Source organism: Pseudonocardia kunmingensis, assembly GCF_006716445.1.
GTDB classification, from domain to species: domain Bacteria; phylum Actinomycetota; class Actinomycetes; order Mycobacteriales; family Pseudonocardiaceae; genus Pseudonocardia; species Pseudonocardia kunmingensis.
Genome location: NZ_VFPA01000002.1, coordinates 574,372 through 585,847 on the forward strand (window position 1 = coordinate 574,372; position 11,476 = coordinate 585,847).

Sequence of the window (11,476 nt, forward strand, 5' to 3'; positions counted from 1 at the left end):
CGCACCACTCAGGGCAGGCGCACCACGGCAGTGCCGGGAGCGAGCTTGTTGCCGTCCTGGTCCTCGGTCCACACGTCGAGCGTCGCGGTGCCGGCCGCTTCGTCGACGGTGGTCACGACGCCCTTGGCCGTCACCGTCATCCCCTTGGTGTTCGCGCCGCGGAACTGGCACGAGAGCGCGACGATCGCGCCGTCGTCCCCGACGAAGCCGCGCAGGGCGTTGTGCAGGTAGGCCCACTGCATGTGCCCCATGCCGAAAGCGGTGGGGTAGCCCGCGGCGCGGCCTGCCTCGTCGTCCATGTGGATCGGCACGAACTCGTCGTTCACCGCCGCGTACCGGTTCCAGTTCGCGAAGCCGGTCTCCCGGGTGAACGGCGCGATCTCGTCGCCGACTGCCACCTGTCTCCTGGAGGTCTGTCTCCTGGAGGTCATCGTCTCGGTCCTTTCCGGGTCAGTAGCGGATCAGCGTGTTGACGGTCTTCTTGACCAGCTCGCCGTTCTGGTTGGTCCAGGTGTCCTCGGTGCGGCTGAAGAGCATCAGGCCGAGCCGCCCCGCACGCTCCGAGTACGAGCCGAGCCTGCACACGCTCGTGATGACGTCGTCGGGGCGCATCCGCACCCCGTACCAGGTCTCCATCCCGCCGTTGAGCTGGAACCTCAGGCCGGGGCCCGGGATCCCCAACGCGATCTCGACGTTGTCGGGGTCGTTCGTGTCGATGACGGCGTCCGGGTTGGCCGCGCGGCGCTCCGCCACGGCCCACGCGAAGGGGTTGAACTCCTCGGGCGCGACGATCCCGTTGTGGACGCCGCCTGCGGCGACCTTCGCGTCGAGGAACGCGGCCGGCGGCTCCTCGGGCCAGTAGACGGCGATCGCCCAGCGGCGGATGTCCGACTCGCTCACCGGGTAGCTCACCTGCCGGGAGAGCTCGGTGCCGACGGTGTCGCGCATGGCAGCCGAGATGTTGGTCTCGGGCTGGGTGCCGGTGGAGGCCTCGGTGGTGGTGCTCTCGGGCATGTGTCCTCTCTCGAGCTCGGTCGACCGTGCCTGGTCGAGCGTCCTGGTCGACTGTCCTTAATCGAGCTGTGCGACGAACTCCTTGAGCTGGCGCACGTTGCGGCATTCGAAGACGCCGTCGCAGTGCGGGGCGTACTCGTGCATCACGGAGTCCCCGTCGCCCCACGCCGCGCGAGGTTCGGGGTTGAGCCAGTAGACGCGCGACGCGCGCCTGGCCGTGGCGGCCAGCCGGTCCGCGGCGGGGAACCGGTAGTTCGAGCGGGCGTCGCCCAGGACGAGGACGATGCCGCGGCTGTTCACCTGGGCGCCCCACCGGCGCGCGAACGTGGTGAGCGCGTTGCCGTAGTCGGAGCGCCCGTCGAGGTAGACGCCGCTGCCTGCCGCGTCGATCCGCTTGGCGAGGTCCACGACGTCGTCGGCCTCCTGCATGACGTCGGTGACCTCGTCCATGCCGTCGACGAAGACGAAGCAGCGCACCGCCCGGAACTGGGTGCGCATCGCGGTGGTGAGCTGCAGGGTGAAGCGGGCGAACGTCGCCACCGAGCCGGAGATGTCGGCGAGCACGAACAGCTCGGGCTTGGGCGGGTGGGGGCGCCGGAATGCGGGCTCCACCGGTACCCCGCCGGTCGACATCGACTTGCGTGCGGTGCCTCGGAAGTCGATGCGGCCCTGCCTGCCGTGGCGGCGCTTGCGGTGCAGCGAGGCCGCCAGCTGCGCGGGCAGCGGCGCCAGGATGGTGGTGAGCTCCGCGACCTCCTTGCTCGAGGCGGTGAGGAAGTCGACGTCCTCGGGCAGCGACTGGCGCAGGGTCCGGGCGACGGCGGCGGCGCCACGGTCGGCGACGAGCCGCTTGCGCACCTCGGCCTCGATCGCCTGGCGCAGCCGCTCCACCTTCCGGTCGGCCTCCTCGGCCCGCAGCCGCGAGCGCAGGTCGGCGGCAGGGCCGTCGCGCTCGGAGGCGGGGAGCTCCGCGAGCGTGCGCCGCAGCTGCTCGGGATCGGCTGCGCGGAACGTGCGGAAGACGTGGAACGTCCCCGCAACGGGTTGCCCCGGCTGGATCCGGGCGTGCCGGTCGACCAGCTCGACGACCAGTGGCGCCAGGCCGAGCTCGTCGTCGGCGGCGAGTGCCTGGAGCAGCAGGTCCCGCAGGGCGTCGTCGTCGAGCCCGTCGAGGCGGGAGCCGAGATGCAGCCTGCGGGGGGCGTTCCCGGCAGCGCCCGTCGCGTCCGCGTCCGCCGGGGTCGGGTCCGTGGCCGTGCCGGTGGAGCGGCCTGCGAAGAACAGCTCGAACAGCATGTCGAACGTGCGCAGGTGCTGCGCGTCCTTCACCAGGGTCGCCGCGAGGGCGTGCTTGACGTCGGTCCGGTCGAGCAGGTCGACGTGGCGGAGGCTGCGCACGGCGTCGACGCCCTCGGTCATCGAGACGGGCATGCCCACGTCACGCATCTGCTCGACCAGCTGCTCGATCGCGGTCAACATGGGAGCGCCCTCATCCCGCCCGTTCCAACAGCTCGCGTTCGGCGAGGTCGATGTCGTTCTGGTGCTTGAGCAGCACCGGCAGGTGCTCGACGACGAGCGCGTTGTCGAGCTCGTCGATCCCGAGCAGGACCAGGGTGCGCGCCCAGTCGAGGGTCTCCGAGACCGACGGACGCTTCTTGAGGTCGAGCCCGCGAAGGGACGCCACGACGCGCGCCGCCTCAGCCGCGAGGTGCTCGGCGATGCCGGGCACCGCGGCGAGCACGATCTCCCGCTCGCGCTCCACGCTGGGGTAGCCGATGTGCAGGAACAGGCAACGACGCTTCAGCGCCTCCGACAGCTCGCGGCTGTTGTTGCTCGTCAGCACCACCACCAGCGGGCGCTTGCGGGCCGACACGGTGCCCAGCTCGGGGATGGAGACCTGGAAGTCCGACAGGACCTCCAGCAGCAGGGCCTCGGTCTCGATGTCGAGGCGGTCGACCTCGTCGATGAGCAGGATAACATCGTCCTCGGCCCGGATGGCCTCGAGCAACGGGCGGGTCAGCAGGTACTCCTCAGCGAAGATGTCGTCCTGCACGGCGTCCCAGCCGCCCTCGTTGCCGGCCTGGATGCGTAGCAGCTGCTTGCGGTAGTCCCACTCGTAGAGCGCCTTGGACTCGTCGAGGCCCTCGTAGCACTGCAGCCGGATCAGGCGCGCGCCCGTGGCCGCGCTGAGCGACTTCGCGAGCTCGGTCTTCCCGGTGCCGGCCGGTCCCTCCACGAGGACGGGCTTGCCGAGGTGGCCGGCGAGGTGGAGGCGCGAGCTGATCGCCTGGTCTGCGATGTAGCCGACCGAGGTGAGGAGATCGGTCACCGCGCGCGCGGTGGGGAACGCGAACGGGCGGGCGTCGCGCGGCTCCTGGGTCACGGGCATTGCTCCTCCGTCAGGCGTGCGGGGACGCGAGGCTCCTCCCCGTCACTCCAGTAAGTCATAGAGGTAGATTATTGACAAGGGTGTACCCAGCTGGTGTGCTGTGGCCCAGGATCACAGGCGGCCTGTAGATCGGTCCCGGTCCGTCGGTGGCGGGATCGCGAGGTGCGGCCCGATGCAGTAGGGCGCCCGAACGGGCGGTCCGGCGCGAGGACGCGAGGGAGTCCCGATGGAGCTTGAGCTCTCGTCAGATCAACGCCTCTTCCGTTCGACGACGAAGAGCTTCCTGGAGAAGGAGCTCCCGCTCGAGCGGATCCGGCAGCTGGAGGGGAGCGACACGGGCTTCGACCGCGACTGGTGGTCGCGTGGCGCCGAGCTGGGCTGGACCGCGATGCTGGTCCCGGAGGAACTCGGGGGCGGCAGCGTCTCGGGGGAGGGCGTGCGCGATCTCGCGATCGTCGCCGAGGAGCTGGGCCACGGCGTGGCGCCGGGAGCTCTGCTCGCCACCAACATCGTGCTGGCCGGGCTCGTCGAGGCCCAGGCGGGTGCCTCGGACCACGGCGAGGCGATCGAGGCGCTCGTCTCCGGCGAGAGCGTCGCGAGCTGGGCTGTCTATGAGCCCGGCGACCAGTGGGCCCCGCTGCAGCCGGCGCTGACGGCGAAGGCGTCGTCCGGGGGCTACCAGCTCAACGGGGTCAAGGACCGCGTCGAGCTGGCCGAGCAGGCCGACCTACTCCTCGTCACGGCGACGACCGAGCAGGGTGTCGCCCAGTTCCTCGTGCCCGTTTCCACTGCGGGTGTGACCGTCGAACCGCAGTGGAGCCTTGACGTCGCCCGCCGGTTCGGCGTGGTGCGCTTCGACAACGTCGAGGTGCCGGTGTCCGCGCTGGTCGCGAGCCCCGGCGAGGATCGCGTGATCGAGCGGCAGCTCCAGATCGCGCTCGTCCTGCAGTGCGCGGAGACGTGCGGCGGGTTGGAACGGGTCTTCGCGTTCACCACGCAGTGGGCCTTCGACCGCTTCTCCTTCGGCCGCCCGCTGGCCTCCTACCAGGCGCTCAAGCACCGCTTCGCCGACATGCGCACCTGGCTCGAGGCCTGCCAGGCCACGACGCAGGCCGCCGTCACGGCCGTGCAGGAGCGCCGCGAGGACGCGGCCGAGCTCGTCAGCGTCGCCAAGTCCTACGTCGGGGACCGCTCCGTGCAGATCCTGCAGGACTGCGTCCAGATACACGGCGGGATCGGTGTGACCTGGGAGCACGACCTCCACCTGTACCTGCGAAGGGCGACCGTCAACAGGTCGCTGTTCGGTACCCCCGAGGACCACCGTCGGCGGCTGGCCGACATCGCCGCGCTCTGAAAGAGGCCGAGCACATGACTGCGAGCACGATGGAAGACGTGGAGTCCTTCCGCCTGCGGGCACGGGCCTGGCTGGCGGAGAACATGCCGAAGATCGACCCGGACTACGTCCCGCCGCCGCCGGGCGACGACGACGAGGAATGGGTGAAGGCCCGCGAGCTGCAGAAGAAGTTGTACGCCGGCGGCTTCGCGGGGATCTGCTTCCCCACGGAGTACGGCGGTCTCGGCCTCACTCCGCCGCACCAGGAGGCGTTCACCGAGGAGTCCCTGCCGTACCAGATGCCCCTCGCGCTGAACGTGCCGACGTTCAGCATCTGCGCCCCGACGATCATGGATATGGGGTCGGAGGAGCAGAAGCGGGACCGGATCGGTGCCGCCATCCGCGGTGACGAGATCCTGGTCCAGTTCCTGTCCGAACCCAGCGGCGGTTCCGACCTGGCCGGGTTGATCACGCGCGCCGAACGCGACGGCGACACCTGGGTGATCACCGGGGCCAAGACGTGGAGCACCTCGGCCTACGCCGCCGACTGGGCGCTCTGCCTCGCCCGCACCGACTGGGATGCGCCCAAGCACCGCGGACTGACGATGTTCCTGATGCCCACCACCGCCTCCGGCATCACGATGAACCGAATCCGTCAGGTCAACGGCTCGACCGAGTTCTGCGAGGAGTTCTTCGACAACGTCGTTCTCCCGGCGTCCGCGGTGGTGGGCGAGGTGAACAACGGGTGGGCCGTCGCCTCGCGACAGCTCTTCTACGAGCGCACGGCGGTCGGTGGGGGTTCGCCGTACGTCAGCGGCCGGGGTGATCGCATCGCGACCACGCCGCGGTCGAACCCGATCGAGATCGCCAGGGCGACCGGGCGCACCGGCGACCCTGCGGTGCGCGAGAAGGTGGGCGGGTTCCTCACCACGCAGAAGGTGCAGGAACAGCTCGTCGAGCGGGTCACCCGGGCGATCCAGGGTGGCCAGCTGCCCCCGCCCGCCGCGTCGTTCATGCGGCTGTTCCACGCGGAGGCCGACTGGGAGCGCGACGACGTCTCGGTGCAGATCGCCGGCGCCATGGGCACCACCGGCGCCGCCGCGGCCCCGGGTATGGGCGGCGTCGTCGGGGTGAACTACCTGATGCGCCAGGGCTCGAGTCTCGGCGGGGGGAGCACGGAGATGTCCCGCAACATCATCAGCGAGCGGGTCCTCGGCATGCCCCGCGAGTTCGCCGCCGACCGCGACGTGCCCTTCAGCCAGGTCAAACGCGCCCGCAACTGAGCGGCGGAGACCACGACCGGGTCCGGGGCGGTTCGTGCCCGGGCCCCGTAGCCGTCCTGGTTCCACGAAAGGACATCACGTGAGTGTGATCAACGAGTTGCGCGGCTTCCTCGAGGAGCACCTTCCCCCGTTCCGGGCACAGTGGGGTGACGCACCCACGTTCGAGGGCAGGCTCGCCTGGCAGGCCACCCTGCAGACCGGCCGGTGGGTGGCACCACAGTGGGCCGAGGAGCACGGTGGGCGAGGGCTCGACGTCGTCACCGCGCTCGCGTGCACGGAGGTGCTCGCCGAGCACGGCGCGCCGAGCACAGCGGGGATCTTCGGCGTCGCCAACGTCGGCCCGACCATCGCGCAGTGGGGGACTCCCGAGCAGCGCGAGCATCTCCCGCGGATCCTCGAGGGCAGCGAGCTGTGGTGCCAGGGTTTCAGCGAGCCGGGAGCGGGCTCCGACCTGGCCGGGCTGCAGACGCGTGCCGTGCGCGACGGCGACGACCTCGTCGTCAACGGTCAGAAGATCTGGACCTCCGACGGGACGCGCGCCCACTTCATGCAGCTCCTGGTGCGCACCGATTCCACCGCGCCCAAGCACAAGGGGATCTCCTGCCTGCTGGTGCCCCTCGATACCCCCGGCATCGAACGCAGGCCGATCCGGCAGATCACCGGGGAGTCGGAGTTCGCCGAGGTGTTCTTCACCGATGCGCGGGTCCCGCTGACGAACCTCCTCGGTCCGCTCCACGAGGGCTGGCGGGTCACGATGACCACGCTGGGCCACGAGCGCTCCGGTGTCGTCAGCTACGCGTCGGCCGTCCAGCGCGAGATCGAGGCGACGGTAGAGCGGTTGCGCGCCGACCGGACCGGCATCGAGCTCGCCCCGCTCCTGCGCGACGAGCTCGTGCAGCGCTACGTCGAGGGCAAGGTGCTCGGGATCCTCGGCCAGCGGTCCCTCGCCTCGATCCGGGCCACGGGGCAACCCGGCGCGGAACAGTCGATCATCAAGCTGGAGTGGAGCCTGTTCGGTCAGCGGCTCGCCCGCACGCGACTGGCCCTGAGCGGCGCACGCGCTGTGGTGGCCGGGGAGTCCGACGTCGCGACGGGTTACCTGCGGACGCGTGCGTCGACGATCGCCGGCGGCACCACCGAGATCATGAAGAACATCCTCGCACAGCGGGTGCTCGGGCTCCCTGCCTGAGTCGCGACGTCGAGCAGCAGGTCATGGAGGTCTGATGGAGCACGATCTGTCCCCGGAAGCGAACGATCTCCGCGATCTGGTGCGGGCGTTCCTCGAACGGCGGTCACCGGAGTCCGCCGTCCGCCAGGTCGTCGAGACGGGGATGGGTCGCGATCCCGAGGTCTGGACGCAGATGGCGCAGCAACTCGGCCTGCAGGGGCTGCTCGTCCCGGAGGCGCTCGGCGGGCAGGGTACGACCTTCGTCGAGACGAGCGTGGTGCTCGAGGAGATGGGCCGCGCGTTGCTGCCCGGTCCGTTCCTGTCGACTGCGGTGCTCGCCGTCACGGCGGTACGGGCGGCGGGCGACGACCCCTGGGGGACGCAGCTGCTCGCGGGGATCGCGGCGGGAGAGACGGTCGCCGCGGTCGCCTTCTCCGAAGGCCTGCTCTGCGATCCGGGCGAGTCGACGGTGGCTGCGACCCGCTCGGGTGACGGATGGGTGCTCGACGGAGGGGTCGATGTCGTCCTCGACGGGCAGTCCGCGGACACGCTGCTCGTGGTGGCCCCTGCTGGGGACGAGCTCGGGCTGTTCCTCGTGGCCGGGGGCGCTGATGGCGTCGGTCGCACGCCGCTGGCAGTCCTCGACCTCACGAGGGAAGCTGCGCAGATCGAGCTCTCCGGCGTCGGCGCGCGACGCCTCGGTGGCGACTTCAGGGCGGCTCAGCGCGCGGTCCTTGCGGTCGGCGCGAGCGCGATGGCGGCCGAGATGGCAGGCGCCGTCCAGCGACTGCTCGAGATGGCCGTGGAGTATGCGAAGGTCCGCGAGCAGTTCGGCCGCCCCATCGGCTCCTTCCAAGCCGTCAAGCACCTCTGCGCCGACATCTTCGCCATCGCGGAGTCGGCGACGGCCGTTGCGCGCCACGCCGCCCGCGCCGTGGTCGACGGCTCCGGGGCGGCGGAGGCCGCGAGCCTGGCGAAGGCGTACACGAGCGACGGCTGCATGCAGGTGGCGGAGATGAACATCCAGGTGCACGGCGGTATCGGCTTCACGTGGGAGCACCCGGCGCACCTCTACCTCAGGCGGATCACCTCCGCGGCGCAGTACTTCGGGAGCGCCGGGCACCATCGGGAGCGGCTCGCGGAGCTGCTGGGTCTGGCGGCCGCTGCGTCGCTCGACGCCCGCGAGGTGAGTCCAGCGATCGGTGAGCCGGCAGGCGATCTGCTCGGCCGTGGCGCGATCGGGGTGATGTGATCATGGAGGACGCGGGCGCGGTCGCGCTGCTGGCCGTGCGGGTCGTCGTGGGGGCCACGATGGTCGCCCACGGTCTGAACCACTGGCGGGGCGGTGGGCGCATCGAGGGCACTGCGCGTTGGTTCGAGGGTCTGGGCCTGCGGCACGGGCGGATGCAGGCCTGGACGAGCGTGATCGTCGAGATCGGGGCGGGAGCACTGCTCGCGGTCGGGCTGCTGACGCCGCTCGCGTGCGCGGCGATCGTCTCCGTGATGCTGGTGGCCGGTGTGCTCGCCCATCGGGCGAACGGCTTCTTCGTGTTCAAGGACGGCTACGAGTACGTGCTCGTGCTCGGCGCCGTGTGCCTCGCGGTGGCGACCCTGGGGCCGGGACCGCTCTCGGTCGACTCCGCTGCCGGGATCGTCGTCGACGGCTGGGCGGGGGCGGGGATCGCCCTCGGCGTGGCCGTGCTCGGCACGGCCGGGCTGCTGGCGACGTTCTGGCGCCCTGAACAGGCCAGCAGCAGCGCGGCTGCGTGAGGAGCGCGAGCTGCGGGTGAGGAGGGTGGTCGGTGTCAGCTGCCGTTGGTGATGGCGTCGACCACCGTCTTGCTCTGGTGCACGCGCTCCATGCGCTCTTCGAGCAGGAACATCTGGTTGCGCCAGAAGTTGGCGGCGTCGTCGCCCTTACCTGCGGCGACGAGCCTCATCGCCTTCTTGACGGCCTTCATCGCCGGGATGTCGCGTTGGTGGTCGGCAGCGTCGCTCATCGAGTCGAGCAGCTCGTGCCGCAGGACCTCGGTGAGGGTGCCGTAGAGCAGCTGGAGCGTCTTGTTGCCCGCGAGCTCGAAAAGCAGCAGGTAGAAGCCCAGCCACACCTCCGCGCGCTGGCGCGGGCTGAGGCCGGGGTCCAGCCGGTCGAAGACCGCCGTGAGCTGCTCGGCGGCGGCGCCGCGGTCCTCGCGCTGCGCGACCAGACGTAGCGCGACGGGCTCGATCAAGGCGCGGGCCTGGAAGACGTCGCTGAGCAGTACGCCGTCGACCTGCATGAGGAGCCCGAGGTAGCGGGAAGCGACGGTGATGTCGGGCCGCATGACGCGTGCTCCGCCTCGGGAACCGCGCCGCACCGTGATCAGCTGCTCGGACTCGAGGATGCGGAACGCCTCGCGCAGCGAGGGGCGGGACACCCCGAACTGGGTCATCAGCTCGGCCTCGCCGGGCAGCGCCGAGCCTTCGGGGATCTCTCCGCGCACGATCTGGGAGCGGATGGCCTGGGCGACGACCTCGGCTGTCTTCGGGACGTGGACCCGTTCCATGCCGACGGCGCGCAGCCGTCCGGGTTGCTCTCGCTCGTCCAGCCGGGCTGCTGGTTCCATGCCGTGGCCCCCTCGAATCCCGCGGGCCCGACACGTCCCGCCCGATACCGCCAGTGCACCGGCGGGTGCTCATTCCGATCAATCATACATCCGAAGGCGTCCCAGCCGACGGCTGCCTCGCCGAAGCAGTTCAAACATTTGGCTCTTGCTCGTCAAGGGTCAATCATATAGACATATCGCATCCTTGGCGCGGGTGCCGCTCAGCGGTACGACGGGGCGTCGACCCGCGTGGGCGAGCCGAACTCCTACAGGGCCGTCAGAACCGACGGTCGTCGATCAGTCGTGCGGTGCCGCCGGCCGGCGGTTGCAGGGCCCGTGGAGAGGATGAGAAGAACATGGCGCACCGGAACTCCCGAGCAGGCCTGAGTCGCGTGATCGCGCTGCCCCTGGCGATCGGGATGGCAGCGCTGGTGGGCTGTGCGCCGCCTGGGGCGGAGGTGGGCGGATCGTCGAACGCCTCCGCCGGCGGTGAGGGCGTGGCCGCCGGGGCCGACGCCGCGGTCTACGCGGCGGCGCTCTCGTCCGTCGATCCGATCACGCTCGCCTTCGGCGGTCACACGGCCGGTCCTGACAATCCCAGTGGTCGGTCCTACAAGGAGTACACCGACATCGTCACCGAGCGGTCCGGCGGCAAGATCACCTTCGAGCACGACTGGGGCGGCGCGAAGGTCAGCGTCGACAAGATGGCCGACGGCCTCGGCCAGGCCCGTATCGACATGGGCCTCTACGCGCCCACCTACCAACCCGAGGAGTACCCGGTCGTCGCGCTCTTCGCGGGCCTGTCCTCGGTCGAGCACCCCGACCCGATCGCGGGCAGGCTCGCGACCTTCGCCGCGCGCGCGGAGTTCGCGAGCACGTGGGAGCCGCTGCAGGCGGAAGTGGCCGCACACGGCATCAAGGGCTTCTACCCGATCTTCGCCACCACGGGTGCGGTGAAGATGCACTGCAAGGGGCAGGACGCCCCGGAGTCGCTGGGCGAGCTGCGCGGGAAGCGGGTGCGGATCTCGGCCCCGTCGCACGTCGGTCTCGCCGAGGCACTCGGCATGGTCCCGGTGTCCCTGACGAACCCGGAGCTGTTCGCCGCGTTGCAGCGTGGGGTGGTCGACTGCTCGATCAGCGGTGTCACCGCCATGGTCACCGGCGGCCTGATGGACGTCACCGACTCCTTCATGACCGGCGCCGAACCCGGGCATGACTGGGTGGAGTCGCCGATCGCGTGGGGCGTCAGCGAGAGCGCGTGGTCGAAGCTGCCGGTCGCCGCGCAACAGCTGCTCTGGGACACGCAGCCGGACATGCTCGAGTTGCAGATCGAGTCGGGCTTCGTCGGCTTCCAGGACGCGATGGAGGCCGCGCGCGAGCGTGACTGGGGTTTCGGCAACTACGCCCCCGACGTCACTGCCGTGATGGACCAGTACTACGCGCAGGAGCGCGCGCAGACCGTCGCGCAGATCGAGCAGCAGGGCGTCGCTCCCGACGGCGAGGCGGTACTCGCGCAGTACGAGGCGCTCGTCGACAAGTGGTGGACGATCCTCACCGAGGAGCTCGGGTACCCCACGGACGCCACCTGGCAGGGCCTGCCCGCCGACTACGCGCCGGACATGGCCGACATCGACGTGCGGCCCTTCGTCGACCGCTTCTACCAGGAAGTCCTGCTGCCCCAACGGCCCGCCTGATCCGATCCCC

General features: G+C 70.6%; 11 protein-coding genes. 6 read left to right on the plus strand and 5 right to left on the minus strand.

Translation table 11 applies throughout. The features are described from left to right. Window positions 1–8: 8 nt before the first annotated feature. Genes FB558_RS18595 through FB558_RS18610 form a run of 4 tightly spaced genes read right to left on the minus strand, consistent with a single transcriptional unit; the run spans window position 9 to window position 3,397 of the window. Window positions 9–398, minus strand: coding sequence for a hotdog family protein (locus FB558_RS18595; protein ID WP_211366667.1), 390 nt, complete (start codon window positions 396–398; stop codon window positions 9–11). 52 nt (window positions 399–450) lie between these two features. Next, on the minus strand, window positions 451–1,014 hold the full coding sequence (locus FB558_RS18600; protein WP_211366668.1) for an FAS1-like dehydratase domain-containing protein: 564 nt from the start codon (window positions 1,012–1,014) through the stop codon (window positions 451–453). Between the two features lie 57 nt (window positions 1,015–1,071). Then, window positions 1,072–2,493 (minus strand): VWA domain-containing protein, encoded by a 1,422-nt coding sequence (locus tag FB558_RS18605; RefSeq protein ID WP_142055185.1) that lies wholly within the window; start codon window positions 2,491–2,493, stop codon window positions 1,072–1,074. Between the two features lie 10 nt (window positions 2,494–2,503). Then, window positions 2,504–3,397: an AAA family ATPase gene (locus tag FB558_RS18610; RefSeq protein ID WP_425468035.1), complete on the minus strand. Its 894-nt coding sequence runs from the start codon at window positions 3,395–3,397 to the stop codon at window positions 2,504–2,506. A gap of 232 nt (window positions 3,398–3,629) precedes the next feature. Here FB558_RS18610 and FB558_RS18615 point away from each other — a divergent pair, with 232 nt between their 5' ends. From FB558_RS18615 to FB558_RS18635, 5 genes are all read left to right on the plus strand, one after another. Continuing rightward, window positions 3,630–4,757 (plus strand): acyl-CoA dehydrogenase family protein, encoded by a 1,128-nt coding sequence (locus FB558_RS18615; RefSeq protein WP_142055189.1) that lies wholly within the window; start codon window positions 3,630–3,632, stop codon window positions 4,755–4,757. Window positions 4,758–4,795: 38 nt separating this feature from the next. Continuing rightward, the gene (locus tag FB558_RS18620) at window positions 4,796–6,019 is read left to right on the plus strand and encodes an acyl-CoA dehydrogenase family protein (RefSeq protein ID WP_211366669.1); all 1,224 of its coding nucleotides are present in this window, start codon (window positions 4,796–4,798) and stop codon (window positions 6,017–6,019) included. 79 nt (window positions 6,020–6,098) lie between these two features. Beyond that, a complete protein-coding gene (locus FB558_RS18625) occupies window positions 6,099–7,208 on the plus strand; it encodes an acyl-CoA dehydrogenase family protein (RefSeq protein ID WP_142055193.1) in 1,110 nt (369 codons plus the stop codon). A gap of 34 nt (window positions 7,209–7,242) precedes the next feature. Then, window positions 7,243–8,439: an acyl-CoA dehydrogenase family protein gene (locus tag FB558_RS18630; protein ID WP_142055195.1), complete on the plus strand. Its 1,197-nt coding sequence runs from the start codon at window positions 7,243–7,245 to the stop codon at window positions 8,437–8,439. Between the two features lie 2 nt (window positions 8,440–8,441). Further along, window positions 8,442–8,957, plus strand: a complete 516-nt coding sequence (locus FB558_RS18635) for a DoxX family protein (protein WP_142055197.1) — start codon at window positions 8,442–8,444, stop codon at window positions 8,955–8,957. A gap of 35 nt (window positions 8,958–8,992) precedes the next feature. Here the strand turns inward: FB558_RS18635 and FB558_RS18640 are convergent, their stop codons facing one another. After that, the gene (locus FB558_RS18640; protein ID WP_142055199.1) at window positions 8,993–9,793 is read right to left on the minus strand and encodes a FadR/GntR family transcriptional regulator; all 801 of its coding nucleotides are present in this window, start codon (window positions 9,791–9,793) and stop codon (window positions 8,993–8,995) included. 371 nt (window positions 9,794–10,164) lie between these two features. Here FB558_RS18640 and FB558_RS18645 point away from each other — a divergent pair, with 371 nt between their 5' ends. After that, entirely contained in the window at window positions 10,165–11,466 is a 1,302-nt protein-coding gene (locus tag FB558_RS18645) for a type 2 periplasmic-binding domain-containing protein (protein WP_142055201.1), read from the plus strand. Window positions 11,467–11,476: the final 10 nt, after the last annotated feature.

What these genes read in the sequence shown, in the direction of transcription:
- FB558_RS18600 (WP_211366668.1), bottom strand. Translation starts at nt 1,014, where the DNA reads ATGCCCGAGAGCACCACCACCGAGGCCTCCACCGGCACCCAGCCCGAG.
- FB558_RS18605 (WP_142055185.1), bottom strand. Translation starts at nt 2,493, where the DNA reads ATGTTGACCGCGATCGAGCAGCTGGTCGAGCAGATGCGTGACGTGGGC.
- FB558_RS18615 (WP_142055189.1), top strand. Translation starts at nt 3,630, where the DNA reads ATGGAGCTTGAGCTCTCGTCAGATCAACGCCTCTTCCGTTCGACGACG.
- FB558_RS18630 (WP_142055195.1), top strand. Translation starts at nt 7,243, where the DNA reads ATGGAGCACGATCTGTCCCCGGAAGCGAACGATCTCCGCGATCTGGTG.
- FB558_RS18635 (WP_142055197.1), top strand. Translation starts at nt 8,442, where the DNA reads ATGGAGGACGCGGGCGCGGTCGCGCTGCTGGCCGTGCGGGTCGTCGTG.
- FB558_RS18640 (WP_142055199.1), bottom strand. Translation starts at nt 9,793, where the DNA reads ATGGAACCAGCAGCCCGGCTGGACGAGCGAGAGCAACCCGGACGGCTG.